The organism is Methylobacterium sp. 1973, from assembly GCF_040545035.1.
Lineage (GTDB): Bacteria > Pseudomonadota > Alphaproteobacteria > Rhizobiales > Beijerinckiaceae > Methylobacterium > Methylobacterium fujisawaense.
Window position 1 is genome coordinate 100,211 of record NZ_JBEPLA010000012.1, and the last position, 26,875, is coordinate 127,085.

Here is a 26,875-nt window from a genome sequence, read left to right on the forward strand (position 1 = left end):
GATCAGTCAGACATGGCCATACAAGTCGATGTGACGCCAAGATTTTGCAAAACTCTTAATTCGATCGGCGAGAGCTGGTTTATCCAGGGACTACTACTTTTGGTTGTATCGATGCGGGCGATCGACGAGGCGCCGTTGACCCGATTGGGTTGCGCACCAAGTTCCCTCTGCGCAAGCCCCACCGGAGACCCGCATGAGAGGCCCACCGATCGCGCTCCTGCTCGGCGCGATGGCGCTCGCGCTCGGCGCCTGTGACGCGCCGAAGCCGGGGCCGGCAGGACCTCCCGGTGCGACGGGTGACCGGGGGCCTCCGGGGCCAGCGGGGCCTGCGGGCCTGAACGGAGCGACCGGGGCACGCGGTCCCACGGGCGAGACGGGTCCGGCCGGGCCGCCCGGTCCGCCGGGGCCGTCGATGAACAGCCAAGTGCGCCTGGATGTGGCCTGTCGTCGTGACGAGGAATTGATCGGTGCCTATTGCCGGGGCATGGCGGTTTTGCCGTCCGTGACACAGACGGACGGTATATCCACCGTCGGCTGCCTCGACATGACCGCCAAGGCGGCCAAGGATGCCGAGCCCGTCGCGGTCTGCATGAAGAAGCCATGAGATTCGTCGTTCCCGCTCTCCTGGCCGCGCTGGTGTCCGGTACCGCCTGTGCACAGCCCTTCGTCCCGACGGAGCGCGCGGCGATCGATCTCGTGCGTGACCGGCGCACCGCCGGCTTCACCACGGTGGCGCGGACGCTGGCCTATGCCGAGCGCGTGACCGGAGGTGCCTTCCGGTTCGGCGGGTACCGGGTCGATTATCGCCCTGACGTGCCCTTCGCCCGGGTGCGGATCTGCTATCGGCTCGGGATCGACCCGCCGAATTGCGGCCTCGCGTACCGCGTCGCGGTGAATCCCCCCCATGTCGAGCCCGCCGACCGCTACAACGGCTTGGCGCGGGATCTGGAACATGGCCCGCAAGCGTTCCTCCGGGCTTTGGCCCGGGAGGCCGATCTCCAGCGGCAGCCGGACGTCCTGCGGAAGGTCCAGGCTGCGCTCGAGCCCTACAACCCCTACGACTGGCGCTGAGAGCGGGAGCGCCGTCAGAGCAGGCGCGGCCAGCGCAGAAGCCGCTCCGGCGCGAAGGCGGCCACCGGCACCGCGGGCGTGCGGCCGGTGGCGAGATCGGCGACGATCTCGCCGGTGATCGGCCCGGTGGACAGCCCGATATGGCCGTGGCCGAAGGAGAACAGCAGGCCGCTGTGACGCGGTGCCCGGCCGATGACCGGCATCCCGTCGGGCGTCGATGGGCGGGAGCCGAGCCACGGCGCGTTGTCCAGGGGCCCGCCGAGCCGGAGCGTTCCGGCCGCTTCCCGGGATGCCGCCTCGATCTGGGTATGATCGGGTGCGGCGCGGCGGGCGTTGAGTTCCACGCCGGACAGGACCCGCACCCGGTGGTCGCCCATCGGCGACAGGATGGAGCCGGCCCCCGTGTCGAGGACTGGCCGGGTCAGCGGCGGGCTGTCCGGATGCAGGGCGTAGTGGCGATGGTAGCCGCGCTCGGCCGCCACCGCGAAGCGATAGCCGAGGGTCCGGGCGATCGCTCCCGAGGCGGCGCCGGCCGCCAGGACGACCTGGCGGGCCTGCACCGCGCCGCTGTCGTGATCGATGCGCCACCCGCCCGCCTCGGGCGCCAAGCGGGCGACGTGGCTGCGCAGGCGGCGACCGCCGAGAGCGTCGAACAGGGCTTCGCAGGCCTCGATGAGACGGCCGGGTTCGCGCACCGAGCCGGTCTCGGTCAGCAGCATCCCCCGCGCGTAGGGCCGCACCAGGGCCGGCTCGAGGGCGCGCAGGGCCGCCGTGTCGAGGATCTCGAAGGCGACGCCGTGGCTCGCCAGGATCTCCCGCTCCAGGGCCGCGGCCGCGAAGGCCGTTTCCGTGCGATAGGCCTTGATCCAGCCGGTCCGCTGAAGCCGGTCGCCGGTCCCCGCCCGGGCGGCCAGCCGCTCATGGGCCGGATAGGCGGCGGTCGTCAGGGGGAGCAGCGCCGCTGCCGCGCGGCGCCACCGGGAGGCGCGGGCGGCCGCCAGGAAATGCGCCGTGTAGGGGATGATCCGCGGGAGATGCGCGTAGTGCAGGCGCAGGCCGCAATCGGCGTTGCGCAGGTAGGCCGGAAGCTTGCCCCAAAGGGCGGGGCTCGACATCGGCAGGATCGAGCCGCGGCTGACCACGCCGGCATTGCCGTAGGAGGTCCGGGATCGGGCCTCGCCGGGATCGCACAGGACCACGTCGAGGCCGCGATCCTTCAGCGCGATGGCGCTGGCGAGGCCGACCATCCCGCCGCCGACCACCACGATGTCGGCCGTTACGTCCGTCGCCATGCCGCTCATATCCCGCACCGCACCACGCGCGCCCTTCTGACGGGTTTTCCACCTCCTGGGTAGCAGGACTTCGCAGGGCGGTGCATCGGTCCGGTGCCGTCATGAAGTCCCGCGCACATTCCCGCAGAGATCGGCTACAGAGCGGTCCATGACTCTCGTCCGCTTCGCACCGTCACCGACCGGCTACCTCCATATCGGCAACGCCCGGCCGGCCCTGCTCAACGCCCTGTACGCCCGCCGGACCGGGGGGCGCTTCCTGCTGCGGCTCGACGACACCGACGCGGAGCGCTCCACGGAAGCCTTCGCCGAGGCGATCGCCGAGGATCTCGCGTGGCTCGGCATCGTGCCCGATCTGTTCGCGAAGCAGAGCGCCCGCAAGGCGCAGCATGACGCCGCCGCCGACCGCCTCCGCGCAGCGGGCCGGCTCTATCCCTGCTACGAGACGCCGGAGGAGCTGGAGCGCCGCCGCAAACGCCAGCTCGGACGCGGCCAGCCGCCGATCTACGACCGGGCGGCTCTGCGGCTCACCGCCGAGGAGCGCGCGGCGTTCGAGGCCGAGGGCCGCCGCCCGCATTGGCGCTTCCTCCTGGAGGCGCGGACCGTCACCTGGGACGATCTCGTCCGCGGTCCGGCCCATGTCGACTGCGCGTCCCTGTCGGACCCGGTCCTGATCCGCGCCGATGGCAGCTATCTCTACACGCTGCCGTCGGTGGTGGACGACGCCGATCTGGGCGTCACCCACGTCATCCGCGGCGAGGATCACGTCACCAACACCGGCGTGCAGGTGCAGATCTTCGAGGCCTTGGGCGCTACCGTGCCGGTCTTCGGCCACCACAACCTGCTGACGACCGCCGACGGGGAGGGGCTGTCGAAGCGCCTCGGCCACCTGTCGCTGCGGGGCCTGCGCGAGGCCGGCTACGAGCCCGCGGCGGTCCGCTCGCTGGCCGTGCTCACCGGCTCGGCCGAATCCGTGCGGGCCGTCCCGGATCTCGACACCCTCGCGCGCCTCGTCGACCTCGGCGAGATCTCGCGGGCGCCCGCCCGGTTCGATCCGGCGGAACTCGACGGCCTCAACGCCCGACTGATCCACGCCATGCCGTACGCGGAGGCGGCCGCGCGCCTCGCCGATCTCGGGATTCCGGCGGATCGGGCCGAAGCCTTCTGGCTGGCGGTCCGGGCCAATCTCGGCCGTGTCCCCGAGGCGGCCGATTGGTGGCGCGTCGTCGCCGGCCCGGTCGAGCCTGTCCTCACCGAGCCGGCCGTGATCTCGGCCGCTCGCGAGACCCTGCCCCCGGAGCCATACGGCCCGGAGACCTGGAAAGCGTGGACGACGGAGATCCGCAGCCGGACCGGCGCGAAGGGGAGGGGCCTGTTCATGCCGCTCCGCCTCGCGCTGACCGGGCTGGAGCACGGCCCGGACCTCGCGGGTCTGCTGCCGCTGATCGGACGGGCACGCGCGGCGCGGCGTCTGTCCGGCGAGACCGCTTGAGCTACGACGCCTCGGTTTCGGCGAGACGGCTCGCGAGCAACTTGTCGACGCGCCGTCCGTCCAGATCCACGACCTCGAACCGCCAGCCGGCGATGTCGCAGGTCTCGCCCGTCTCCGGTAGGTGCTGGAGCACCGCGATGACCAGGCCGGCGACCGTCGCATAGTCGCGCGAGGGCGGGAGACGCAGGCCCAGCCGGTCGGTCAGTTCATCGACCGGCATCGAACCCGCGATCAGCCAGGACCCGTCCGGGCGGGGCACCGCGTCCGGTTCCGTATCCTCCGACAGGAACGCCCCGGCGATGGCATCGAGGATGTCGGCCGGGGTCACGAGCCCGTCGAAATGTCCATATTCGTCGTGCACCAGGGCCATGGGCACCGAGGCCCGGCGCAGCGTATCCAGGGCGTCGAGGGCATCGAGCGTGTCCGGAAGCACCGGCGCCGCGCGGACCTGCGCGCGCAGGTCGAGGGGCTCCCCCCGCGACAAGGGGCCGATCAGGTCGCGCAGCTGAAGCACGCCGATCATCGCGTCGGGGCCGCCATCGGCGACGGGCAGACGGGCATAGGGGCTGGCGAAAATGCGTGCCCGGACGGTCTCCGGATCATCGGCGAGATCGATCCAGGTCACGTCGGTGCGCGGAGTCATGACGCCGCGCACCAGACGGTCGCCGAGGCGCAGGACCCCGGAGATCATCGCCCGCTCGTCGCCCTCGATGACGCCCGCGGTCTCGGCCTCGGCCACGAGACTACGGATCTCCTCCTCGGTCACCGCGCTGGCGCTTTCTGTCTCCTGGCCGATCAGCCGGAACACCGCCCGCGTCGAGGCGTCGAGGAGCCACACGGCCGGAAGAGCCGCGCGCGAGACCACCCGCATGCCGGGCGCGACCATGCAGGCGATGCGTTCGGGGTTGCGCAAGGCGAGGTGCTTGGGGACCAGTTCGCCGATGATCACCGACAGGTAGGTGATCACGCCGATCACCAGGGTGTAGCCCAATGTGTCGGCCCAGCCCTTGCCCAAGCCCAGATCGATCAGAATCAGGGCGAGGCGGTCGCCCAGAGCCGCGCCCGAGACCACGCCGGAGAGGATGCCGATCAGCGTGATGCCGATCTGAACGGTGGACAGAAACCGCCCCGGCTCCTCGGCCAGCGCGAGGGCGGCCCTCGCGCCGGCACGGCGCTCCTCGGCCAAGGCGCGCAACCGGCTCTTGCGAGCCGAGACCAGGGCCAGCTCCGACAGCGAGAAGACGCCGTTGAGCGCGATCAGCAGGACGACGACGAGGAGCTCGATCAGACCGGATCATTGAGCCGGCACCCCGCTGGGCGGGGACGGCTTCCTCTGGTGGCGCGGTCCTGCAACATGGGGATGTGTCCGCGACCGTTCAACGGCCAAGCCTCGGGGTCGCCTCGATCAGTGCGGCGTCGAGCAGGAAGCTGCCATCGGCCTCGATGCCGAAATGGGCGGTGACTTCGGCGGGCGCCGCAGCCTGGAGGGCGCGGATCGCCGCGACATGGATCTCCGGCGTGCGCATCCGGGCGATCCAGCTGGCGAAGTCCATGCGCGGCCGGCTCGCCATCACGGCGCCGGGCTCGAACCCGGCCGCTTCCAAAAGGGCGCGCCATTCCGAAACCCGGTAGTCGCGCACGTGCGAGGGGTCGCGCAGCAGCTCCACGGCCTGCAGATGCGTGTCGAGCAGCGGATCCTCCGGAGCGACGATATCGCTGACGACGAGCAGGCCGTCTGCCCGCAGCACCCGCCGCGCCTCGGCCAGCGCCGCCGGGACGTCGCGCCAGTGGTGGGCGCTGTAGCGGGTCAGCACCGCGTCGAAGATCGCGTCCGGGAAGGGCAGGGTCTCGGCGCCGCCCTGCCGGGTTTCGATCCGGTCGAGACCCCGCCGGGACGCCTCGGCGGAGACCGCTGCCAGCATCTCGGCCGAAAGATCGTAGGCCGTGACGGCGGCGCCGGCGGCGGCGGCCGTGAAGGCGACATGGCCGCCGCCGCAGCCGAGGTCGAGGACCTTGGCACCCGGCCGCGCGCGCAGCAGAACGCCGATCCGGTCGAGGTCGGCGCCCGCCGCGTGGACGGCGCTGGTCACGTAGGCGGAGGCCTGCGCGCCGAACTGGTCGACGACATGTCGGGCGTGGCTGCGCGCGCTCATGGGCGGATCTCCTGGTTCGGATCGCGCGCGGCGGGCGGTGGCACAGCCGCAGGGCGACGATCAGAGGCGACCGTACAGGCTGCCTGGGATCAGCACCACGCCGTTCCATCCGACCGGGTCGCCTCCCGTCCACCTCTGCCACCTGCCCCGAGGCAGGGCAGCGCCCCGGACCGTGGAGCGCCGCGCAGGGCAAATCTGCGCGGCGACCAATTCAGCGCGGCGGCTGCGCCGGCGGAGGCGGAGGCGCTGCCTGTCCCTGATCCGGACCCTGCTGCAGCAGCGGCGTGATCCGCTGGACCACGACCCGGCGGTTCTCCCGCGATGGGCCCTGCGTGTTCACCTTGAGATACTGCTCGCCGTAGCCCTGGGTGGTGAGATTGCCCGGCGGCACCCGGAATTGCTCCGTGAGCACGGTCGCCACCGATTGGGCACGCCGATCCGACAGCGAGAGATTGTCGATGTCGGAGCCGACCGCGTCGGTGAAGCCCTCGATCAGGAAGACCTCCCGCGGATTGGCCTGGATCGCGCGGTTCATGGCCGCGGCGATCACCGACAGCTTGGCCGCCTGATCCGGCGTCACGGTGAACGAGCCGGTATCGAAGGTGATTGTGTTGATGTCGACCGAGCGCAGACGGGCGCGGAGGTCCGGGCTGTAGCGGATCTGATCGAGGGTGTAGCGGCGTTCGACAGGGACAACCGGCGGTGCCGTCAGCGCCTCGTAGACCTCCGCCTCGTCGGCCTGGGCGTAGTCCACGATGTAGCGGTCCCGCGGGATTCGGATGTCGGGCGGCGGCAGTGCCACCACGTCCTCGTAGATCGGGCGCAGCGGGCCGGAATAGCTGTTGTCGATCAGGACGACCTCCCGGCCGTCGGGGTAGCGGCTGTAGCGGCGCAGCAGCCGGCCGTCATCGTCGGTGACGGTGACGATCTGCCCGCCGCCGGACCACGCGACGTAGCTGTAGAATTCGGCGCCCCGACGCTCGAACCGGTAGCCGCGCGGGTCGAGGTCGCGGAAGCGCTCGTTCTCGTCGTGGCGGATCAGGTAGCTGTCGCGATCCCGCACGATGATGCGGCCCGGCTCCCGGTAGTAGGTCCGGCCATCCTCGACGAATTCGCGGCGGTCGCTGCGGACCTGCTCGAAGTCGCGCACCGTATCGTTCTGCCGGAAGCCGCCGGGGACGTAGCCCGGCTGGCCCGGCCGGTTGAAGGCACCGGGGCCGAGATCGGCCGGCCGGCCGGGGCCACCCACCGGCGGCTGTCCCGGCGGCACGCCTCCGGGAAGCGGAGCCTGTCCTGGCGCCGCGCCCTGTCCCGGCGGCACGAACGGGCGGCCCGGGACGCCCGGGGCCATGTTGGGCGGGAGCGGTCGCCCCGGCTCGGTGCCGGGCGCGCCGTTCGGCTGGGGCTGCCCGCGCCCTTCGGGTTGGCCTCCCTGAGGCTGGAACGGCCGCCCCGGGACCCCCGGAGCCGTGTTGGGCGAGCCCGGCCGGCCGGGCTCTGCGCCGGGGCCGGCATTCGGCTGCGGACGGTTCTCGGGCTGGGCATCCAGACGCTGGGACGGTCTGCCGGGCCCGTCCGGCGTCGCATTGGGCGCCTGCGGGCGCGCATCGGGGCCGCCTTGACCGGCCGGTCGCTGGCCGGGAGGCCCACGGTCGGGTGTGGCGTCGCGCTGTGCGGGACGGTTCGGGGGCGTCTCCGGGGCCGCGCGATCCCGGTCCGGTGCCTGAGGCTGCTGCGGCGGTGCCGGCGGCCGCTCCGGCTTCGGCTGAGGAGCAGGACCCTGGTCCCGATCCGGCGCCTGTTGCCGCTCCGGGCCGGGCCGCCCAGGCGTTGCGCGGTCCTGAGGCCCGCGATCCGGACGATCCGGCTGCTGCTCCCGGCGCTCCTGCTGGCGCTGATCCGGCTGGCGCTGCTCCTGCTGCCGCTCTTGGCGCTCCTGCTGCCGTTCTTGGCGCTCCTGCTGCCGATCCTGGCGCTCCTGCTGCCGCTCCTGTGCCGGAGGGCGCGATGCCGGCGGCTCGGGACGGCGCTCGGGCCCGCGCTCCCGCTGAGGCTGCTCAGCCTGCGGTGCACGCTGGGCCGGCGGTTCCGGCCGCTCGCGCGGCGGCGGCGCGGCGCGCTCTGGTCGGGGCTCCGGTCGGGGCTCAGGGCGCTCACGTCCAGCCGGCGAACCCGGCTGCGGGCCGGGCCGCTCCTGCGGCGGCCGCTCCGGGCGCGGTCCGCCATGTGGCGGCTCGCCGCCGCGGGGGCCGCGCTCCTCCGGTCCACCTTGTGCGAGGTGGAACCGGCCCGGCTCGGCTCCGGCGGGCTGCATGAGCGTGAGGGCCGGCAGCACCGTGCCGGTGAGGAGGATCAGGCGGAGCAGACGCATCGCGGTCCCATGTCGGTTCAGGCCGACCCGAACCCGGAACGCGGCATTTGGTTCCCCCGCGCGCGGGCGGGGGAGGTCTCAGGGCGTGAGACGCTTGGGGACAGCGACGACGTCCGGCGCGATGATGCGCACGGCAACGTGATCGGGTTTCGCCGCCGCCGGCTCGGCCTTTCCGGGTTCCTCCGGTGTCAGGCCAGCCTTCGTGTCGACCCCGGCGCGACCGGCCACATCGGCGGCGAGTTCGGCCGCGGTCCGGTCGGCCCGTCCCACCAAGGTGAGGCGCACCTTCGGCCGGGACAGCGCCTCGGCCTGCATCGGCGTGACGAAGATGTCGCCCTTGTGCCGAACGAGCATGCTCTCGGCCTTCACCAGGGACTGGGCCCAGCTCTTGCCCTCCGGCTTGCACGAGCAGTTCGGAACGAATTCCTTGCGAAACTTGAAGGCGTTGGCGAGGCTCGCATAGGCGCGGCTGCCTTTCACCGTGGCGGCGTGCTTCAGGGCATCGTCGCCATACGGCATCGAATAGGCCTGCGCCTCGGTCCCCGGGCACAGGGCCTGGCACATCTCGTCGGCACCGCCGCGTCCCTCGGGCAGGTTCTTCAGGGGGAAGAAACCGCCGTCGCAGGTGCGCACGCAGACCGTCTGCGGGCCGCCCCGGGCATAGGCCTCGCCGGAGCCGGCATAGGTCTCGCGCGGCGGGCAGGTGGAGGCCACGAGCCCTTGGAGCTCACGCTTCCGGGCGCCGCTGTCGTCGATCACGGCGCCGCCATAGGTGGCCTTGAGGGCGCGGATCCGCTGCTCCACCGCCCCGCATTGCGGCGGTCGCGTGTCGAAGAACAGGAACTTGCCGCCCTCGCAGTTGAGGCCGCGGAAATAGGCCTCGAGCCGCCCGATCTCGTCGTTCAGGGCGCGCGTCGTGCTGGCGCCGGTCTGGAGCGAGGCCAGCTCCGCCCGGTACCGCCGGCACTGGGGCGACGGTAGTTGCGGCGCCGGCCGTGCCTCGGTCGGCGGCGGGCTGGGAGCCGCGTCCTGCGCGCGCGCGGCGGTGGCGAAGGGATAGGACAGTCCGAGGGCTATGGCCGCGCTCAGGACGAGGCGGCCGAACGTACGGACGATCGGGCGGTGAGGCATAGGCTGCATCGCGTTGATCGGGTGCGCGGCGATCCGGAGAATCCAGGCCCGCGCGCATCCGCGCTTCGGAACCGAAGCGGAGCCATTCTACGCCCCCTCGCAAGACCGCGACACCCCTCCTACATCCGGCCGGCAAGCGTGAGGGGGAATTGGCCAGTGATGTTGTTTCGGAGTCTCACCTATGTCGGGCTGTTGGCCGTGGGCTTGGCCGCAGCCGGTCCGGCCTCGGCGCAGGAGCCGGATCGCATTTTCGACAAGTCGACGGTCTGGCGGCCGCTGACCCCCAACGACAAGCTCGTGGTCTACGGCGTGGACGATCCGGCAGTCTCGGGGGTAGCCTGTTGGTACACCCAGCCCGAGAAGGGCGGGATCAAGGGCACGCTGGGCCTCGCCGAGGACGTCTCGGACATCTCGCTGGCCTGCCGGCAGACCGGGCCGATCGCCTTCAAGGGCAAGCTCAGCCAGGGTGAAGTCGTGTTCAGCGAGCGTCGGTCGCTGATCTTCAAGTCGATGCAGATCGTCCGCGGCTGCGACGCGAAGCGCAATACGCTGATCTACATGGTCTATTCGGACAAGGTCATCCAGGGCTCGCCGAAGAACTCGACCTCGGCCGTGCCGCTGGCACCCTGGGGCACCGAACCGGCGCAGAAATGCGCCGACTTCATGAAGTGAGCGGAGCGCCCTGCCAACTGAGCCGGTCCTGGCCGGCTCAGTCCTGGCAGGTGATCCGGATCGGGCGCTCGGACGGCGCCGGGACCGGCTGGCTGATCGCGCCGGTATATTCGTCGGCGGCGGCCACGCCGTAGGAATTGGCGGCCGCGTAGCCCTGCGCCTCGCACCATGCGTTGGCGACGACTTGGCCGCAGGCGCTGCCCGGCGTGGTCAGGCATTCGCCGACGCCGTAGCCGTCGCTCGACGGAATCAGGAAGGTCTTCTCGACACGCGCGGGCGCCTTCGCAGGCGTCTCGCCGTCGGTGCCGGCCAGCGCGACATGCGTCAGGCCTGCGCAGGCGAGAACGGTGACGAGGGCGAGGGAACCGGCGGCCGAGCGTCGCATGAATTGTCCTTGGGCACAGGATCTGTGGCGTGAGGATCGTGCCCCGGACGGTCCGACGGCGCGGTTAAGGAAGCCTTACGTGCAGGGCGCGCAGGCCATCTCGAATTCCTCACGCTTTTGGGTTAGCCCCATCGCGCGGGCCGCGCCGTCGCCGCGATGCAACAGGGTGCCGTGGCGGGCCTTCCGGATCCGCCACGTTTCGGCCGTTCTTCGCCGCGCGGGGCCCGCAGGTCGTTGACGGCAGGGCCGGTTTTCCGGCGCCGGCGCGGCGCCGGGATCAGGCCGCGGCGCCGGAATGGGGATGGGTTTCATGGCGCCGATGTTGCGGCTCTACAACACTCTGACCGGCGCCAAGGAAGCCTTTGCGCCGATCGATCCGCAGCATGTCCGCCTCTACGCCTGCGGCCCGACCGTCTACGACGCCGCCCATATCGGCAATGCCCGGCCGATCATCGTCTTCGACCTGCTGTTCCGGCTGCTGCGCCACCTCTACGGGCCGGGGCACGTCACCTACGCGCGCAACGTCACCGACGTGGACGACAAGATCAACGCCCGGGCGGCCGAGCGCGGCATCACCATCCGCGAACTCACCGACGGGACGCTGGCGCAGTTCCACCGGGACGTGCGCGACCTCGGCGTGCTCATGCCGGAGGACGTCAACGTGCCGGGCGAGCGGCCCCGCTTCGTCGAGCCCCGCGCCACCGATCACATCGCCGAGATGGTGACGATGATCGAGGCGCTGGTCCGGGCCGGCCACGCCTACGTGGCGGAGGACCACGTGCTGTTCGACGTCCCGTCGATGCCGGATTACGGCGGCCTGTCGAAACGGCCCCTCGACGAGATGGAGGCGGGCGCCCGGGTCGAGGTCGCCCCCTACAAGCGCTCGCCCCTCGATTTCGTCCTGTGGAAGCCCGCGAAGCCCGGCGAGCCGTCCTGGCCGTCGCCCGCGGGGATCGCGGCGGCGGGGCGGCCGGGCTGGCACATCGAGTGCTCGGCGATGTCGGCCAAGCATCTCGGCCGGACCTTCGACATCCACGCGGGCGGCATCGACCTGATCTTCCCCCATCACGAGAACGAGGTGGCGCAGTCGCGCTGCTGCTTCGGCACGCCGGTCATGGCCAACGTCTGGCTGCACAACGGCTTCCTCCAGGTGGAGGGGGAGAAGATGTCGAAGTCGCTCGGCAACTTCATCACCATCCGCGACGTGCTGAACGACTGGCCGGGCGAGGTCTTGCGCCTCACCATGCTCAAGACCCAGTACCGGCAGCCGATCGACTGGACCTTGCGCGGCCTGGAGGAATCGAGCCGCGTGCTCGACCGCTGGTACAATGCCGCCGGCGATGCGCCCGCCGCGTCCGACGTCCCCGCCGGGGTGGTCGAGGCCCTCTGCGACGACCTCAACACGCCGGCGGCGATCAATGAGCTGCACCGGCTCGCGAGCAGCGCGGAGACGCAGCCCGGCGCGTTGCGCGCCGGTGCGAACCTCCTCGGTTTCCTCGCCAGCACCCGCAGCGACCGCGAGCAGGCGCAGGTTGCGGCGTCCGGCGTGGACGTCGCGGCGGTCGAGGCGCTGATCGCCGAGCGCCGCGCCGCGCGGGCCGCGAAGGACTGGGCCGCCTCCGACCGGGCGCGCGATGCCCTCGCCGCGATGGGCGTCGCCGTGAAGGACAACAAGGACGGCACCACCACCTGGACGGTGGCGCGCTGATTGCTGAGCCGGCCGCCGACGTCACGGATGTCACGGCGGCCGCGTCCTCGCGCCCGCTTGCGCGATGCGGCGTGCGCGGCATCTGTGGTCCGGGGGCTCGCGCCGGGGAAGAGCAGCACGTGACCATCTTCGCGACCATCGGGGCGCGCTGCGCCGCCGCCGCATCGGCCCTGGCATTCGGATTGGGGCTGTCGGGGCCGGCTTTCGCCATCGACGGCGGGGCGGCCGCGGGGCGGGATGCCCTGGCGCAGGCCACCGTCGCGATCGGCACGATCACCCAGCCCGAGGAGGCGCTGCGCCTGACCCGTTGTAGCGGAGTGCTCATCGCCCCGGATCTTGTGCTGACGGCGGCCCATTGCGTGAACGGCGATCCGCTCGGCGCGCTGGTGGTCTTCTTCCGCGGCAGCGAGCCGGCGCGGCCGGTCTACGGGGCGCGGGTCGCCGCCCGCTACAGTCCCGATCCGGGGGAGATGCTGCCGAACGAGGCGTCGGGCGTCAGTTTGTCCGATCTCTCCCTCGATCTCGCGGTGCTCCGCCTGACCGAGCCGGTGCGCGACCGGCGGCCCGTGCCGCTGGCGGCGGATCCCGGGCGGGTCCCGAAGAGCCTGCGGATCGCCGGCGCCGGCCTGTCCGGCCGCACCGTCGGACGCCTGCGCACCGCCACGCTGACGCCGATCGCGGCCAGCAATACCGGGCTCACCATCGCCCGGGCCAACGGCGCCCGGGTCTGCTTCGGTGATTCCGGTGGTCCGGTCGTCGCGCAGGATCGTCGCGGCACCTACATCTGGGGCGTGGCCAGTGCGGTAATCAGCCGGGCCGCGCCCTGCGGCGGCTACGTGGTGATCGCGCCGGCCGCACAGGTCTTCTCCGCGACCGGGATGCGGTGAGCGTAGCGTCCATCGCGAGCCGGAAGCTCCGGCCTGCGCCACGCCCGCCACGGTCGCGCGCGGCCCGATGTCCCTGCGCGGCGTCGGCGATGCCGTCGCGGAGGAGCCCCTTCGAAACGCGAAAACCCCGCGCGGCCTGGCCGCACGGGGTTTTTCGGAAGACATGCGCCGGGCGGATCAGACCGCCATGCGCTCCTCGCCGTCCATCGGCTCGCGCAGCACGTAGCCGCGGCCCCAGACGGTCTCGATGTAGTTCTTGCCCTGGCTGGCATTGGCGAGCTTCTTGCGCAGCTTGCAGATGAACACGTCGATGATCTTGAGCTCGGGCTCGTCCATGCCGCCGTAGAGATGGTTGAGGAACATCTCCTTGGTGAGCGTCGTGCCCTTCCGCAGCGAGAGGAGTTCCAGCATCTGGTACTCCTTGCCGGTCAGATGCACCCGGGCGCCGCCGACCTCGACGGTCTTCTGATCGAGGTTCACGATCAGGTCGCCGGTGGTGATGACCGACTGGGCGTGGCCCTTCGAGCGGCGCACGATGGCGTGGATGCGCGCCACGAGCTCGTCCTTGTGGAACGGCTTGGTGAGGTAGTCGTCGGCGCCGAAGCCCAGACCCTTCACCTTGTCCTCGATGCCGGCCATGCCGGAGAGGATCAGGATCGGCGTCTTCACCTTCGCCACGCGCAGCGAGCGCAGCACCTCGTAACCCGACATGTCGGGCAGGTTCAGATCGAGGAGGATGATGTCGTAGTCGTAGAGCTTACCGAGATCGACACCTTCTTCCCCGAGGTCGGTGGTGTAGGTGTTGAAATTCTCGGACTTGAGCATCAGCTCGATGCTCTGCGCGGTCGCGCTGTCGTCCTCGATCAAAAGTACCCGCATCGTCGGTCCCCAGCCCCGCCGGCCGCATCAGCGCGCAGACACGTCCCTATCGTTCGCCCGCCACCGGCCTGTGGACGGGCGCTCCGTCGCTCTTGACGTGGAACGCTATGGATTAATCGTTAACAAAACCTGATTCCTGCCCGCAAGCGTCTCGTTCGAAGTTCCGCGAGCTTGACAGGAGAAACAGCGTTTCCCCGGTCTCGCCCCGACCCCGATTCCGATCCGCCCGCGTCCAGGCCGCTCGCCCCCTTCGGCGTAAGTACTTCCTCCGCAACGATCCGATCCCCGCTGTTGTCCATGGGACACACCGGTACGACTTCGTCGGGCGCGGCCGAAGCCGCCACCCGGATCGAGCCGCTACGAGCCCGTGACCCGCAGTGTTAAGGAGGCCGGTAAACGAAGCGTTGAGAGCCAGGCCGATGACACAGGATCCGGCAAGATCCGTAGCTTCCCTCGCGTCGGCGCAGGCCGCCCTGGAGCGGATCGAGGTGCTGGAGACGTTCGGCCGGGTCGTGGCGATCCGCGGCCTGCTGGTCGAGGTCGCCGGGCCGGTGGCGGCGATGCGGCTCGGGGGACGGGTCGATGTCGAGGGCGCCAACGGCCACGGGCTGGTGCCCTGCGAGGTCATCGGCTTCCAGGGCGACCGGGCGCTCGCCATGCCGTTCGGCTCGCTCGAGGGCGTGCGGCGCGGCTGCCCCGCCTACGTCCGCGACGAATCGGCCGGCGCGATCCGGCCGTCCGACGCATGGCTCGGCCGGGTGATCGACGCCCTCGGGCGGCCGGTCGACGGGCTCGGCCCCCTGGCGCACGGGCCCGACGTCTATCCCCTGCGCGCGGACCCGCCGCCCGCCCACGCCCGCACGCGGGTGGGCGGGCCGCTGGATCTCGGCGTCCGGTGCATCAACACCTTCCTGACGATGTGCGCCGGCCAGCGGATGGGCATCTTCGCCGGGTCCGGTGTCGGCAAGTCGGTGCTGCTGTCGATGCTGGCCCGCTACACCGCCGCCGACGTGGCGGTGATCGGCCTCGTGGGCGAGCGCGGCCGCGAGGTCCAGGAATTTCTTCAGGACGACCTCGGAGCCGCCGGCCTCGCCCGCTCGATCGTGGTGGTGGCGACATCCGACGAGCCGGCGCTGATGCGCCGGAACGCGGCTTACATGACCCTATCGGTGGCCGAGTATTTCCGCGACCGGGGCGCCAAGGTCCTGTGCATGATCGACTCGATCACACGATTCGCCATGGCCCAGCGCGACATCGGCCTTGCCGCCGGCGAGCCGCCGACCGCCAAGGGCTATACGCCGACCGTCTTCTCGGAGCTGCCGCGCCTGCTCGAGCGGGCCGGCCCCGGCGTGGGGCAGGGGACGATCTCGGCCCTGTTCACCGTCCTGGTCGAGGGCGACGACCACAACGAGCCCGTGGCCGACGCGGTGCGCGGCATCCTCGACGGTCACATCGTCATGGAGCGCGCCATCGCGGAGCGCGGGCGCTATCCGGCGATCAACGTGTTGCGCTCGGTCTCGCGGACCATGCCGCGCTCGTGCGATCCGGCCTATCTGCCGGTGGTCCGGCGGGCGCGGCGGGTGCTGTCCACCTATGCCGATATGGAGGAGTTGATCCGCCTCGGCGCCTACCGGGCCGGCTCCTCCCAGGAGGTCGACGAGGCCGTGGCGCTCATGCCGTATCTTGAGGCTTTTCTGGGGCAGGGTAAGGAAGAAGCAACGTCCATCGGCGATGGTTACGCACGGCTCACCGAGATCATCGGCGGGGCCTAGGCACCATGCCTCGGGGCGGCGACGCTTCGGCGAACCACATGGTGCAGGTGGGGGATCCGGGCGAGGCTGCCGTGGGCAGGCTCGCACATGGGCACTGTCCGGGCGTGATCCCGGGCGCGGCCTCAAGCGTTGCGTGGAGTGAGCGTCCTAATGAAATCGCGTGACACGCTGATCCGCCTGCGCCGCTTCCAGGTCGATGAGAAGCGCCGGCGCGTGACCCAGATCGAGATGATGATGGCCGACTTCCAGCGCATGGCGGTGGAGCTCGATCGCGAGGTCGCCGTCGAGGAGGCCCGGGCCGGAATCACCGATGTCGGTCACTTCGCCTACCCGACCTATGCCCGCGCGGCGGCGACGCGCCGGGACAACATGATTCAGTCCGCCCAGGCTCTCGAGGGTCAGCTCGCCGAGGCGAAGGCCGAGCTGGGCGAGGCTTTCGAGGAACTGAAGAAGGTCGAGATCCTGAACGACCGCGAGCGGACCGCCGAGCGCGCGGCCGAATCGGCTCGGGACCAAGCCGCCATGGACGGGATCGGCCTGAACCGCGCCCGGGGCTGAGCCCGGCCGACGGACCGATCGGCAGGCTCCCGCGGCACGAAACCGTCACGATCACCTGACAAGGGGGATCGCGGCGGTGACATGCCGCTTGCAGCGCGTCGCGTGCCGGCGCATCAGGGGCTCTCCCCAGGGCGTCGGTGTTCATGAAGAAGATCAGCGAGTTTATCTGGCCCATGATTGGCCTCGCGGCCGTCGTGGTATCGGGCTACTTCCTCTATCAGGAATTGAAGACCACCTCGCTCTCGGCGATCTGGGCCGCGGTGCTCGCGATCCCGCCGCACCGGATCCTGCTGGCGGCCTTCTCGACCCTGGTCGCCTATGCGGCGCTCGCCTGGTACGACCGGATCGCGCTCCTGCATCTGGGCGTGCGCCACATCTCGTGGCTGTTCGTCTCGCTCTGCTCCTTCACGACCTACGCCCTCTCGCACAATATCGGCGCCTCGGTCTTCTCCGGCGCCCTGGTCCGCTATCGCGCCTACACAGCCAAGGGCCTGTCGGCGGCGCAGGTCGCCGTGCTGGTGGCGCTCTGCTCCTTCACGTTCTTCCTCGGGACGGTGCTGCTCGGCGGCTTCACGCTGGTTTACGATCCGCATCTGCTGGCCCGCCTGCAGGACAAGCTCCCGGCGATCCTGACCAATCCGAGTACGGCCGTCGCCGTCGGCATCGGGATGCTGGCTTTCGTCGCCCTCTACGTCGCCGGTTCGCTTCTGCGGCTGCCGCCGATCAGCCTGCGGAAATTCAAGCTCGAATACCCGCGCCCGGGGATCATGCTGCGCCAGCTCGCGGCTGCACCGCTGGAGCTTCTGGGGGCGGCCGGGATCATCTATTTTGCCCTGCCGGACGCGGTCAATCCGGGCTTCATCCCCGTCCTGGCGATCTTCCTGGCCTCCTTCTCGGTGGCGCTCGCCTCGCACGCGCCCGGTGGCCTCGGCGTCTTCGAGATCGTCTTCCTCACCGCCATGAATATCGCGGAGACCGACGAGGCGCGTAAGAACGCCGTCGTCGCCGCGCTGCTGGTGTTCCGCGTCTTCTATTTCTGGCTTCCGGCGCTGATCTCGGTGATCGTGGTGATCGCATTCGAACGCTCGCGTCTGGCCGCGGCGATCGGCACCCCAGCGAACGGACCGAAGGCGACCGTCGTGCCGGAACCGCCGGTCACCGCTCCTGGCCTCGACGCCCATGAGATGGAGCGGGAGCTCAAGCAGAAGGCGATCTGACCCGCCCTTAAGAATTCCTTCAGGGGGCGCCGTCGCGGCTCGCGTCCGGTCTGGGAAGTCAGCGCACGAAGCCCTGTCGTGCGGGCCTCACCCTTCTGAGGCCGGTCTCCGCGCGGGGTGCAACGGGCTCCCGCGTTCGGCCTGAGGCGATGATCCGCCGGGCGTTCCGGAGCCCGACGCCGACATCCAGGGGCCGCGATCCGTCCGGTCGCGAGGGAGCGTCTGCGCTCAGATCGAATTCACCGTCCGCAGACGCGCCCGCGGATGGATCTCGGCCTGGCTCATCACCGGTGTCTCCCGGCGGAAGCGCTCGATGATCGAGCGGACGAACGGCCGCGTCTGCGCCGAGGTCACGAGGACCGGCATCTCGCCCTGGCGCGCCGCCATCTCGAAGCGGTCGCGCACCGCATTGACGAACTCGCTGAGCTTCGAGGGCTGCATCGCGAGGTAGCGCTCGTCGCGCTCGCCCACGATCGATTCCATGAACGCCTGCTCCCAGGCCGGCGAGAGGGTGATGATCGGCAGCATCCCGTTCTGGTCCTGGTACTGCGCGCAGATCTGCCGGCCGAGTCTGGCGCGGACGTGCTCGACCACGTCCCGGGGGTTCTTCACCCCGCCCGCCACTTCGGCGATCGCCTCCACGATCGCGCCGAGATCGCGGATCGAGACCCGTTCGGCGAGCAGGAACTGCAGCACGCGCTGGATGCCGGTGGTCGAGATCTGCGAGGGGACGATCTCCTTCAGCAGGTCGGCGTGCTCCTTGGACAGCTCGCGCAGCAGCTTCGAGACCTCGACGTGGTTGAGGAGCTCGGAGACGTGGGCCTTGATGACCTCGGTGAGATGGGTCGACACCACGGTTGCGGCATCCACCACGGTGTAGCCCTTCAACTGGGCTTGGTCGCGCAGGGCCGCGTCGATCCAGGTGGCCGGCAGGCCGAAGGTCGGCTCCAGCATGTGTTGGCCCGGCAGCTGGACCTGGCCGCCCATCGGATCCATCGCCATGAACTGACCGGGGAAGATCCGGCCGGTGCCGGCCTCGATCTCCTTCACCCGCACCACGTAGGCGTTGGCGTCGAGCTGGACGTTGTCGAGGATGCGCACCGACGGCATCACGAAGCCCAGTTCCGCCGCGAGCTGGCGGCGCAGGGCCTTGATCTGGTCGGTGAGCCGGTCCTGACCTTCGCCGTTGACGAGCGCCAGGAGCGCGTAGCCCATCTCCAGCTTGAGGTCGTCGAGCTTCAGGAGGTCGGTGACCGTCTCCTCCTTGGGGGCGGCCGCGGCCGCCACCGCGGCCGCATCCATCGGTACGCCCTGGGCGTCGAGGGGCGGGGCCAGCTTGGCGGTCTTGTTGATGCGCCACGCGGCGTAGCCGGCGCCGCCGCCGAGCAGCACGAAGGGCAGCATCGGCATGCCGGGCAGGAGCGCGATCAGCAGCATCACGGCCGCCGACATGCCCAGCGCCTTGGGGTAATGGGCGAGCTGCTTGCCGAGGGCCTTGTCGGCCGCGCCCCGCACACCGGCCTTGGAGACCAGCAGGCCCGCCGCCGTCGAGACGATCAGGGCCGGGACCTGACTCGCGAGACCGTCGCCGATGGTCAGCAGCGTGTAGCTTTTGGCGGCGTCGCCGAAGCTCATGCCCTGCTGCGCCACCCCGATGATGATGCCGCCGACGACGTTGATGAAGGTGATCAGCAGGGCCGCCACGGCGTCGCCGCGGACGAATTTCGAGGCACCGTCCATGGCGCCGAAGAACGACGATTCCTCTTCCAGCGCCGCCCGCCGGGCCTTCGCGGCCTTCTCGTCAATGAGGCCGGCCGAGAGATCGGCGTCGATGGCCATCTGCTTTCCGGGCATCGCGTCGAGGGTGAAGCGGGCCGCGACCTCGGCGATGCGGCCCGAGCCCTTCGTGATCACCACGAAGTTCACGATGATCAGGATCGCGAACACGATGATCCCGATCACGAAGTTGCCGCCCATGACGAAATGGCCGAACGCCTCGATGACGTGACCCGCGGCGGCGGTGCCCTCGTGTCCGTGCCCGAGGATCAGGCGCGTCGAGGCGAGATTCAGGGCGAGCCGCAGCATCGTGGCGATGAGCAGCAACGTCGGGAAAACGGTAAATTCCAGCGGGTTGTCGATGGACAGGCCGGTCATCATGATCAGCACCGACATGATGATCGAGACCGCCAGGAGCAGGTCGAGCAGGACCGCCGGCAGCGGGAAGATGAGGACCGCCAGGATCCCCAGCACGCCTGTGGCGAACAGCAGGTCCGACCGCTTGGACAGCGCGTGGAGGTCGCCGCGCGTCGGCAATGTGAGCTGGCCGAGGACCGTCGTGACGCCCGCCTGTGCCGGCGCGCTCGCCGCTTCTGCCATCGATTCCATCCGTCGCCGTTCCCCCCGGACGGGCCGGGGATCACTCGGCAAGATCTGCCGGGTGGATGGTTAGCGCGGCGTTAAGATGTGGCGGGCGGTGCCGGGAACCGGGGCTGCCGCAAGCGCTTGATGAGGACCCGTCCGAGCCCTTTGCGGGCTTTCCGCGATGTCGCCACGTCTCCGGGCTCCGACCCGGGTATGTCCGGGAGGATCCGATGGCCGTCCGCATCTTGACCGCCCTGTTCGACCGATACGAGGCCGCGGCAGACGCGGTGGACCGGCTGGAAGCTGCCGGCATCCCCCATGCCGAGATCAGCATTGTCGCGAACCGCCCCGACTCACCCGCTGAACCGCACGCGCCCGGTTCCGCCGTGCCCCACCCGTCGGACGCGGCGGAGTCGGCGGGCACCGGGGCGACGGTCGGGACGGTGTTGGGCGGTGGCGCGGGGCTGCTCGCCGGCCTCGGGCTGCTGGCCATCCCCGGGCTCGGACCGGTGGTCGCGGCGGGCTGGCTCGTGGCCGCCGTCACGGGCGCCGGGGTCGGCGCCGCGGCCGGAGGCCTGATCGGCGGCCTGACGGCGGCGGGTCTCAGCGCCGACGAAGCCGAGACCTATGCGGAAGGCGTGCGACGGGGCGGCACTCTGGTCACCGTTCGGGCCGACGAGTCGCGGGGCGAGCGCGTCCTCGCCATTCTGGATCAAGCCGGTTCGATCGACATCGACGAGCGCGCCGAGGATTGGCGGGCACAGGGCTGGACCGGCGGTACGATCGGCCCGGCCGCCCAGTCAACCCGCTGAGGCGAGGATACGTATCCGCCCCGGGCAAATCCGCGGGGCGGGCGTGGGTCAGGTCATCATCTTACGAGCGAACATCGAGGCTCCGAACAGGATTCCGGCGCCCGCCATGATCAGGCCGATCATCAGGAGCCGCCGCGGTTCGGTCGACGATTCCGCTTTCACGGGCTCGACGATCGGGCTGAAGAACTCGATCTGCCGGGCCGAGATGATGCGGGCGCGCTCGTAGGCGGTCAGCACTTGCTGGTAGTATTTCTCGGCGTTCTTCCGGTCGTTCTCCAGGATCTCGAACCGCGTCAACGCGTCGGACAGCAGCCGCTTCTGATCGGGATCCTGGCTGGCGGATTGCCGCTCGATCCGGGCGATGTTGTCGTCGATATCCTTGATCTGCTGCTTGAGATCCATGATCCGGCGCGAATCGGGACCGAGGTCGCGCTGGCCGATCGCGAGCTGGACCGCGAGGTTGATGCGGGATGCCCGCAGCTCCGCGATCATCTTGATATTGATGTCATTCGTCTTCTGGGCGTCCAGCACACCTTCGCGGTTGCGCAGGTCGCGCATGGCGAGGCGGATCTTGGTCATGCGCTCTTCGGCAAGACGGAGTTCGCGCGCGCTCTCCGCCACGGCGTCCTCGCGCGACTTGACGCTGAGGTCGTTCACCTTGCGCTCGGCCTCCTTCATGACGGCCTTGGCAATGGCAAGCGATTCGTCCGGATCGAAGGCCTCGACCGTGACGGACATGATCCCGGAGCCGCCTTCGACCTCGACGCCGACGCGCCGCTTCCAATAGCGGACGAACTTCTCGATCGGCTTTTCGGGATCGAACCGTGAAAAGTAATCGATCGAATCGCTGCTGAACCACTGGCGCAGCGGCAGCTGCCCCTCGAGGATCTCCAGCATCGGCCGGCTGAGGATGAACTCGCGCGTGATCTGTGTATCCTGCGCCACCATCTGGTTCGACGTGCCGGAAGCGGTTCCCCCGGTTTCGGAGGATGTCTTGTCGGACGAGCCGAGAGCCGGTCGGATCGCGAAGCGTGCTTCGGTGACGTAGCGATTCGACGCGATCAAGCCGTAATAGACGGCACCGGCCAAGGCCGGCAGGATGAAACAGAGCACGAACAGAACCGGGATCCAGGGGTCGTTCTTGGTCTGGACCTGATAGGACCGGATCCCCTTCTTGCGATCGGCGAAGCGCGACATGCGCGCGATCTGCCGAAGCGACTCAGTGACCGCCTGTTGACGGTCGGCAGACGTAACCGGCTGTCCCTCTGCCTTCCGGATCTCCATATTCATGGTCTGATTCCCGGCCCTCCCGGCCTAGAAGGTCGACCCGTCACCGGGATCATGACCGCGCCGCAATCCGCACGCCGATCGCCTCTCGCACGGGGAGACGGCAAAAGCATGTCGTTATGGATGCCTCGGCGTCGCCTCCGCGCGTGTCGCGGCGCGGCCTCGTCCGATGGAATCCGTGCGTGCCATCGATGACCACATCGCTGTTGGGCCGGAGGCAGTCTGCCGGATCCAGCCGCCCGGTCGTCCTCGCGGAATGCGTGGCCATGGTGGTGCCCGCGTTCTGTCGGAGACACACGAAGCCGCGCTCAAGCCGATCTCGCTTCGGAAAACCTGCGCTAAGGCGCCGGATCTATGACGCGTCGGCGGTGATCCCGTCACTTATGATCAGCTTCCGATAAAAGCCGATACGGAAATCATTCGGCGTGACGGTCCATCAATCGTTGCGGTCCGAGATTAAAATCGTAATCGAGGCGACCAGAGTGAGACGCGGCGCACTCATTCAGGAAATACTGTCGATACCCGTAGACATATCTGATCGTCGAGCCCGGAGCCCGAAATCCTGAGCGGCGATCATCGGCGTGTCGAAAGCGATCGCGTTCGGAAGGCCCAGGGCGAAATGCCGGGCTGCTCGGCCCGTGTCGAGACCGCCCGCCGGCACTCCGTCAGGGGCCGCGTCTCGCGGTATCGAGTTGAAGAAAAGTTCCACCTGTCACCGCAGGCGTTGACGGAATTCCCCATTTGGCATACCAAATACCAGCGAAAGGGTTGGTCACGGTTCCTTAGCAAGACCGGACTGGAATTTTAACGCCGCTCATTCGGGCGACGTTCAGGGAGGGTGGCCGCGGATGACGCAGCTTCGGACTTCTGCAATCCGCCTCATCCCTGGCCCGTTGGCCGGATGTCGCCGGTGACGGGCTTGGCGCAGGCGGAGCGTAACGGTTCCGATCTCGCCGACTTCGTCAGGGCTATCGGAGACGCCGTGGTGGTGTCCGATCCGGACGGCGCCATCACCGTCTGGAACGCCGCCGCCGAGCGCATCTTCGGCTTCAGCGCCGCCGAGGCGCTGGGGCAGAGTCTCGATCTGATCACCCCCGAGCGGCACCGGCGCCGCCACTGGGACGGCTATGCCAAGACCATGCGCACCGGCGTCACCCGCTACGGGGCGGAGACCCTGAGGGTGCCGGCGCTCCACAAGGACGGCCGCCAGCTCTCCATCGCCTTCACGGTGGGGATGGTGCGGGACGCCTCCGACCGGGTGACCGGGATCGTCGCCGTGATCCGCGACGAGACCGAGCGCTGGGCCGAAGAGAAGCGCCTGCGCCAACGCGTGGCCGAACTCGAAGCTTCCTCGGATCCGGCCCGCCGGGCGCCATGAGCCCGCCGGACGATCCGAAGGTCCCGATCACCAAACCGCACAGGGAGAACGCCCCATGAGCAAGCCGCTGGAAGGCATCAAGATCATCGACTTCACGCACGTCCAGGCCGGCCCGGCCTGCACGCAGCTGCTCGCCTGGTTCGGCGCCGACGTGATCAAGGTCGAGCGTCCCGGCGCCGGCGACGTGACCCGGACCCAGCTGCGCCACGTCGAGGACGCGGACGCGCTCTACTTCACGATGCTGAACTCCAACAAGCGCTCGCTCACCCTCGACACCAAGACCCAGGCCGGCAAGGAAGTCCTCGAGAAGCTCATTCAAGACTCCGACGTCATGGTCGAGAATTTCGGCCCCGGCGCCCTCGACCGGATGGGTTTCTCCTGGGCCCGCATCCAGGAGCTGAACCCGGGCATGATCCTCGCCTCAGTGAAGGGCTTCTCGGACGGCCACCACTATGAGGACCTGAAGGTCTACGAGAACGTCGCCCAGTGCGCGGGCGGTGCCGCCTCGACCACGGGCTTCTGGGACGGGCCGCCCACCGTCAGCGCAGCCGCGCTGGGGGATTCCAACACCGGCATGCACCTCGCCATCGGCATCCTCACGGCGCTTCACCAGAAGAACAAGACCGGCAAGGGCCAGAAGGTCGCCGTGTCGATGCAGGACTCGGTGATCAACCTCTGCCGCGTGAAGCTGCGCGACCAGCAGCGCCTCGACGCCCTCGGCTACCTCGAGGAGTACCCGCAGTACCCCCACGGCGAGTTCTCCGACGTGGTGCCGCGGGGCGGCAACGCCGGCGGCGGCGGCCAGCCGGGCTGGGTGCTGAAGTGCAAGGGCTGGGAGACCGACCCGAACGCCTACATCTACTTCACGATCCAAGGTCATGCCTGGGCGCCGATCTGCAAGGCGCTCGGCAAGGAGGAGTGGATCACCGATCCGGGCTACAACACCGCCCGGGCGCGCCAGGACAAGATCTTCGACATCTTCAAGACGATCGAGGAGTGGCTCGCCGACAAGACCAAGTTCGAGGCGGTGGACATCCTGCGCACCTACGACATCCCCTGCGCGCCGGTGCTGTCGATGAAGGAGATCGCCGAGGACAAGTCCCTGCGCGAGAGCGGCACCGTCGTCGAGGTGGCGCACCCGAAGCTCGGCAAGTACCTGACGGTCGGGAGCCCGATCAAGTTCTCCGACATGAAGGTCGAGGTGAAGGCGTCGCCGCTGCTCGGCGAGCACACCGATGAGGTGCTCGCAGACCTCGGTTACTCGCCGGAGCAGATCCGGGCGATGCACGAGGCTCGCGCGGTCTGATAGACAGCGCCCGACCTCAGCGTTCCTGAGACAGGACGGCGCTCCCCCAGCGCCGTCCTTTTCATGTGCGAGCCCCGGATCCGATGCGCGCATTCCTGAGCCGTTTCCTGCCGGAGCTGACCCCGATCAGCAAGCGTGAGCGCCTGCGCTCCGCCGCCGGTGCCCTGGCGGGCATCCTGGCGACCGGCCTCGTCTGCCGCGCCGCCCTGGGCTCCGAGGCGCTGCCTGTCCTGATCGCCCCGATGGGCGCCTCGGCGGTGCTGCTCTTCGCCGTGCCCGCGAGCCCCCTGGCGCAGCCGTGGTCGATCCTCGGCGGCAACATCGTGGCGGCACTCGTGGGCGTCACGGCGGGGGCGTGGATCGCCGATCCGTTCGTGGCGGCATCCTGCGCCATCGGGGTTGCGATCGCCCTGATGATGGCCCTGCGCTGCCTGCACCCGCCGAGCGGAGCCGTGGCGCTGACGGCCGTTCTCGGCGGCCCGGCGATCCGCGAGCTGGGCTACGGCTTCGTGCTCTGGCCGGTCGCGGCCAATTCGCTGCTGCTGCTGACGACCGCCCTGCTGTTCAACAACCTGACGGGGCGCGCCTACCCGCATCTGCGCCCGGCGGGTCCCAGAACGGCCGATCCGCCCTCCGGCGCCCGGGTAGGCTTCCGGGCCTCGGACCTCGACGCCGCGCTGGAGGATTTCGACCAGCTCCTCGACGTCGACCGCAGCGACCTGGAGCAGATCCTGCGGCGCGTGCAGATGCAGGTCTACGGCCGCCTCTCGAGTCCGATCACCTGCGCGGCGATCATGTCGCGCGACGTGATCGCGGTGGCGCCGGACGCGCCGCTGGCCGAGGCGTTGCGGCTGCTGCGCAGGCACCGGATCAAGGCGCTTCCGGTGACCGACGAGGGGGCACGCGTCCTCGGCATCGTCACGCAGACGGATCTCCTCGACAAGGCCGCCTGGGACCGGTCCGGGCCGCGCCTCGGCCTCGGCCGCCGCCTGCGGCTCACGGCCGAGCGGGGCCGCGCACCCCATGGCTGCGCCGCCGACATCATGAGCGCGGTCGAGCCCGTCGGCCCCGACACACCCATCGCCGTGCTGGTGCCGCGGATGTCGGAGGCGGGGCTGCACCACCTGCCGGTGGTCGACGCCGACGGCCGTCTGGTCGGGATCGTCTCGCAGACGGACCTCATCCCGGCGCTGTTGTCCGAAGCCGACGCGCCCGAGGCGCCGATCCGCGCCCGCGCCTCGGCCCGTACCGCTCTGGCCTGACGCTCACACGCCGTCGGGCGGATCGCTCAAGAAGAAGTCCACTGCCTGGGCCACCACGGTCGGCTGATGGGCGTGCGGCCCGTCATACTCGACATAGGTGACCGGATAGCCGGCCTCGCGCAGCGTCGGCACGTGGATCCGGGCGCTCCGGTCGATCGGGATCTGCTCATCCTGCGTCCCGTGCGACAGGAAGATGCGCGGTGCGCCGACCTGCAGATGGACCGACAGGAACCCGGCCGACGAGACGATCAGGTGACTCGCCACATCGCCGTTCGCGAGCCCCAGCGAGAGGGTGTAGCTTCCACCGTCGGAATGGCCGGCGAAGCAGAGCCGCCCCGGATCGAGGAGGAACCGGTCCGCCACGTGCGCCAGTGCCGCCGCGACCCTCTCGCGGTCAGGCCCGTGGCCGGCGATGACGATGTCCCAGGTCGGGAAGAGGGATTGCGGCACGAGGAGCAGGAAGCGCGCTGCGCGGGCATGCGCCTCCAGCATTGGCAGGATGCGCTCGGCACTGCCGCCGCCGCCGTGGAACAGAACCACGAGCGGGCAGGGCCGGCGCGGATCGAGGCCCTCGGGAACCACCAGCACCGCGTCGCGCTCGGCGAAGAGGCCGAGGTCATGCCTGCCCGGGGGAAGGGGTTCGCGGCCGGGCAGTCGGTGGCGAAAGTGCAGGCGGCCGGCGAGGTCGGGATCGATCATCGCAGGAACTCGTCGGATCGGTGTTGGATTCGCGTTGTGTGGCTTGCCAGCGGCGCCAGACTCCCTCTCCCGTGCGGGAGTGGGCTGGGGTGAGGGGCGAGAACTCTCAGGACGAGCACGCCATTGAGGCGCGTCCCGGTCGCGCCCTTTCCGGACGGACCTGTTCTCTCACCCTGTCCCTCTCC

Annotated in this window: 23 protein-coding genes; 13 read left to right on the forward strand and 10 right to left on the reverse strand. The window is 70.0% G+C overall.

The genetic code is table 11. The features are described from left to right. Positions 1–412 precede the first annotated feature (412 nt). Positions 413–604 (forward strand): hypothetical protein, encoded by a 192-nt coding sequence (locus ABIC70_RS21420; RefSeq protein WP_244538877.1) that lies wholly within the window; start codon positions 413–415, stop codon positions 602–604. Further along, positions 601–1,071 (forward strand): hypothetical protein, encoded by a 471-nt coding sequence (locus ABIC70_RS21425; protein ID WP_043346216.1) that lies wholly within the window; start codon positions 601–603, stop codon positions 1,069–1,071. The genes ABIC70_RS21420 and ABIC70_RS21425 overlap by 4 nt, the downstream gene beginning before the upstream one ends. A gap of 14 nt (positions 1,072–1,085) precedes the next feature. Here the strand turns inward: ABIC70_RS21425 and ABIC70_RS21430 are convergent, their stop codons facing one another. Continuing rightward, positions 1,086–2,363: an NAD(P)/FAD-dependent oxidoreductase gene (locus ABIC70_RS21430; protein ID WP_354441031.1), complete on the reverse strand. Its 1,278-nt coding sequence runs from the start codon at positions 2,361–2,363 to the stop codon at positions 1,086–1,088. A gap of 148 nt (positions 2,364–2,511) precedes the next feature. Here ABIC70_RS21430 and gltX point away from each other — a divergent pair, with 148 nt between their 5' ends. Next, positions 2,512–3,852, forward strand: a complete 1,341-nt coding sequence (gltX, locus tag ABIC70_RS21435; protein WP_179697780.1) for a glutamate--tRNA ligase — start codon at positions 2,512–2,514, stop codon at positions 3,850–3,852. A gap of 1 nt (position 3,853) precedes the next feature. Here the strand turns inward: gltX and ABIC70_RS21440 are convergent, their stop codons facing one another. From ABIC70_RS21440 to ABIC70_RS21455, 4 genes are all read right to left on the reverse strand, one after another. After that, entirely contained in the window at positions 3,854–5,140 is a 1,287-nt protein-coding gene (locus tag ABIC70_RS21440) for a hemolysin family protein (RefSeq protein WP_354441107.1), read from the reverse strand. 88 nt (positions 5,141–5,228) lie between these two features. Further along, positions 5,229–6,005 (reverse strand): class I SAM-dependent methyltransferase, encoded by a 777-nt coding sequence (locus ABIC70_RS21445; protein WP_354441033.1) that lies wholly within the window; start codon positions 6,003–6,005, stop codon positions 5,229–5,231. 211 nt (positions 6,006–6,216) lie between these two features. Next, on the reverse strand, positions 6,217–8,376 hold the full coding sequence (locus tag ABIC70_RS21450; protein ID WP_354441035.1) for an OmpA family protein: 2,160 nt from the start codon (positions 8,374–8,376) through the stop codon (positions 6,217–6,219). Positions 8,377–8,454: 78 nt separating this feature from the next. Continuing rightward, positions 8,455–9,507 (reverse strand): DUF2865 domain-containing protein, encoded by a 1,053-nt coding sequence (locus ABIC70_RS21455; RefSeq protein WP_354441037.1) that lies wholly within the window; start codon positions 9,505–9,507, stop codon positions 8,455–8,457. A 159-nt stretch (positions 9,508–9,666) separates the two neighbouring features. Between ABIC70_RS21455 and ABIC70_RS21460 the strand changes: the two genes are divergently transcribed. Next, positions 9,667–10,179, forward strand: a complete 513-nt coding sequence (locus tag ABIC70_RS21460) for a CreA family protein (RefSeq protein WP_043350523.1) — start codon at positions 9,667–9,669, stop codon at positions 10,177–10,179. 37 nt (positions 10,180–10,216) lie between these two features. Here ABIC70_RS21460 and ABIC70_RS21465 read toward each other — a convergent pair whose 3' ends face one another. Then, a complete protein-coding gene (locus tag ABIC70_RS21465) occupies positions 10,217–10,564 on the reverse strand; it encodes a hypothetical protein (RefSeq protein ID WP_043760477.1) in 348 nt (115 codons plus the stop codon). Between the two features lie 310 nt (positions 10,565–10,874). Between ABIC70_RS21465 and cysS the strand changes: the two genes are divergently transcribed. Beyond that, the gene (gene cysS / locus ABIC70_RS21470) at positions 10,875–12,272 is read left to right on the forward strand and encodes a cysteine--tRNA ligase (protein ID WP_354441040.1); all 1,398 of its coding nucleotides are present in this window, start codon (positions 10,875–10,877) and stop codon (positions 12,270–12,272) included. A gap of 119 nt (positions 12,273–12,391) precedes the next feature. Beyond that, a complete protein-coding gene (locus ABIC70_RS21475) occupies positions 12,392–13,159 on the forward strand; it encodes a trypsin-like serine protease (RefSeq protein ID WP_051044778.1) in 768 nt (255 codons plus the stop codon). Positions 13,160–13,336: 177 nt separating this feature from the next. On the opposite strand, the gene ctrA is transcribed toward ABIC70_RS21475, so the two are convergent. Beyond that, positions 13,337–14,038, reverse strand: coding sequence for a response regulator transcription factor CtrA (gene ctrA, locus ABIC70_RS21480; RefSeq protein ID WP_010683835.1), 702 nt, complete (start codon positions 14,036–14,038; stop codon positions 13,337–13,339). 419 nt (positions 14,039–14,457) lie between these two features. On the opposite strand from ctrA, the gene fliI reads away from it, so the two are divergent. From fliI to ABIC70_RS21495, 3 genes are all read left to right on the forward strand, one after another. Then, positions 14,458–15,810: a flagellar protein export ATPase FliI gene (fliI, locus tag ABIC70_RS21485; protein WP_043381683.1), complete on the forward strand. Its 1,353-nt coding sequence runs from the start codon at positions 14,458–14,460 to the stop codon at positions 15,808–15,810. Between the two features lie 150 nt (positions 15,811–15,960). Next, complete coding sequence (fliJ, locus tag ABIC70_RS21490) at positions 15,961–16,368, forward strand: flagellar export protein FliJ (RefSeq protein WP_012322462.1); 408 nt, start codon at positions 15,961–15,963, stop codon at positions 16,366–16,368. Positions 16,369–16,511: 143 nt separating this feature from the next. Then, positions 16,512–17,585, forward strand: a complete 1,074-nt coding sequence (locus tag ABIC70_RS21495; RefSeq protein ID WP_043350518.1) for a lysylphosphatidylglycerol synthase domain-containing protein — start codon at positions 16,512–16,514, stop codon at positions 17,583–17,585. Positions 17,586–17,813: 228 nt separating this feature from the next. Here ABIC70_RS21495 and flhA read toward each other — a convergent pair whose 3' ends face one another. Continuing rightward, complete coding sequence (flhA, locus tag ABIC70_RS21500; RefSeq protein ID WP_043350527.1) at positions 17,814–19,961, reverse strand: flagellar biosynthesis protein FlhA; 2,148 nt, start codon at positions 19,959–19,961, stop codon at positions 17,814–17,816. Between the two features lie 215 nt (positions 19,962–20,176). Here flhA and ABIC70_RS21505 point away from each other — a divergent pair, with 215 nt between their 5' ends. Beyond that, positions 20,177–20,758, forward strand: a complete 582-nt coding sequence (locus tag ABIC70_RS21505) for a hypothetical protein (RefSeq protein WP_354441043.1) — start codon at positions 20,177–20,179, stop codon at positions 20,756–20,758. Between the two features lie 48 nt (positions 20,759–20,806). Here the strand turns inward: ABIC70_RS21505 and ABIC70_RS21510 are convergent, their stop codons facing one another. Beyond that, positions 20,807–22,048, reverse strand: a complete 1,242-nt coding sequence (locus ABIC70_RS21510; protein ID WP_043353709.1) for a KpsE/RkpR family capsule polysaccharide export protein — start codon at positions 22,046–22,048, stop codon at positions 20,807–20,809. Positions 22,049–22,955: 907 nt separating this feature from the next. Between ABIC70_RS21510 and ABIC70_RS21515 the strand changes: the two genes are divergently transcribed. The 3 genes from ABIC70_RS21515 (at position 22,956) to ABIC70_RS21525 (ending at position 25,991) form a co-directional block, all read left to right on the forward strand. Beyond that, positions 22,956–23,423, forward strand: coding sequence for a PAS domain-containing protein (locus ABIC70_RS21515; protein WP_374701349.1), 468 nt, complete (start codon positions 22,956–22,958; stop codon positions 23,421–23,423). A 55-nt stretch (positions 23,424–23,478) separates the two neighbouring features. Further along, positions 23,479–24,729, forward strand: a complete 1,251-nt coding sequence (frc, locus tag ABIC70_RS21520; RefSeq protein ID WP_043353710.1) for a formyl-CoA transferase — start codon at positions 23,479–23,481, stop codon at positions 24,727–24,729. Positions 24,730–24,812: 83 nt separating this feature from the next. Further along, on the forward strand, positions 24,813–25,991 hold the full coding sequence (locus ABIC70_RS21525; RefSeq protein ID WP_354441045.1) for an HPP family protein: 1,179 nt from the start codon (positions 24,813–24,815) through the stop codon (positions 25,989–25,991). Between the two features lie 3 nt (positions 25,992–25,994). On the opposite strand, the gene ABIC70_RS21530 is transcribed toward ABIC70_RS21525, so the two are convergent. Next, positions 25,995–26,690 carry an alpha/beta hydrolase gene (locus tag ABIC70_RS21530; protein ID WP_354441047.1) on the reverse strand — a complete coding sequence of 232 codons (696 nt, stop codon included), beginning with the start codon at positions 26,688–26,690 and terminating at the stop codon, positions 25,995–25,997. Between the last annotated feature and the right edge of the window lie 185 nt (positions 26,691–26,875).

Excerpts from the sequence above, each read along its gene's own strand:
- gltX (WP_179697780.1), top strand. The coding sequence starts at position 2,512 with ATGACTCTCGTCCGCTTCGCACCGTCACCGACCGGCTACCTCCATATC.
- ABIC70_RS21450 (WP_354441035.1), bottom strand. The coding sequence starts at position 8,376 with ATGCGTCTGCTCCGCCTGATCCTCCTCACCGGCACGGTGCTGCCGGCC.
- ctrA (WP_010683835.1), bottom strand. The coding sequence starts at position 14,038 with ATGCGGGTACTTTTGATCGAGGACGACAGCGCGACCGCGCAGAGCATC.
- ABIC70_RS21510 (WP_043353709.1), bottom strand. The coding sequence starts at position 22,048 with ATGAATATGGAGATCCGGAAGGCAGAGGGACAGCCGGTTACGTCTGCC.
- fliJ (WP_012322462.1), top strand. The coding sequence starts at position 15,961 with ATGAAATCGCGTGACACGCTGATCCGCCTGCGCCGCTTCCAGGTCGAT.
- ABIC70_RS21430 (WP_354441031.1), bottom strand. The coding sequence starts at position 2,363 with ATGGCGACGGACGTAACGGCCGACATCGTGGTGGTCGGCGGCGGGATG.
- frc (WP_043353710.1), top strand. The coding sequence starts at position 23,479 with ATGAGCAAGCCGCTGGAAGGCATCAAGATCATCGACTTCACGCACGTC.
- ABIC70_RS21530 (WP_354441047.1), bottom strand. The coding sequence starts at position 26,690 with ATGATCGATCCCGACCTCGCCGGCCGCCTGCACTTTCGCCACCGACTG.
- ABIC70_RS21420 (WP_244538877.1), top strand. The coding sequence starts at position 413 with ATGAACAGCCAAGTGCGCCTGGATGTGGCCTGTCGTCGTGACGAGGAA.
- ABIC70_RS21445 (WP_354441033.1), bottom strand. The coding sequence starts at position 6,005 with ATGAGCGCGCGCAGCCACGCCCGACATGTCGTCGACCAGTTCGGCGCG.
- ABIC70_RS21425 (WP_043346216.1), top strand. The coding sequence starts at position 601 with ATGAGATTCGTCGTTCCCGCTCTCCTGGCCGCGCTGGTGTCCGGTACC.
- ABIC70_RS21465 (WP_043760477.1), bottom strand. The coding sequence starts at position 10,564 with ATGCGACGCTCGGCCGCCGGTTCCCTCGCCCTCGTCACCGTTCTCGCC.
- ABIC70_RS21505 (WP_354441043.1), top strand. The coding sequence starts at position 20,177 with ATGGCCGTCCGCATCTTGACCGCCCTGTTCGACCGATACGAGGCCGCG.
- flhA (WP_043350527.1), bottom strand. The coding sequence starts at position 19,961 with ATGGCAGAAGCGGCGAGCGCGCCGGCACAGGCGGGCGTCACGACGGTC.
- cysS (WP_354441040.1), top strand. The coding sequence starts at position 10,875 with ATGGCGCCGATGTTGCGGCTCTACAACACTCTGACCGGCGCCAAGGAA.
- ABIC70_RS21455 (WP_354441037.1), bottom strand. The coding sequence starts at position 9,507 with ATGCCTCACCGCCCGATCGTCCGTACGTTCGGCCGCCTCGTCCTGAGC.
- fliI (WP_043381683.1), top strand. The coding sequence starts at position 14,458 with ATGACACAGGATCCGGCAAGATCCGTAGCTTCCCTCGCGTCGGCGCAG.
- ABIC70_RS21495 (WP_043350518.1), top strand. The coding sequence starts at position 16,512 with ATGAAGAAGATCAGCGAGTTTATCTGGCCCATGATTGGCCTCGCGGCC.
- ABIC70_RS21460 (WP_043350523.1), top strand. The coding sequence starts at position 9,667 with ATGTTGTTTCGGAGTCTCACCTATGTCGGGCTGTTGGCCGTGGGCTTG.
- ABIC70_RS21525 (WP_354441045.1), top strand. The coding sequence starts at position 24,813 with ATGCGCGCATTCCTGAGCCGTTTCCTGCCGGAGCTGACCCCGATCAGC.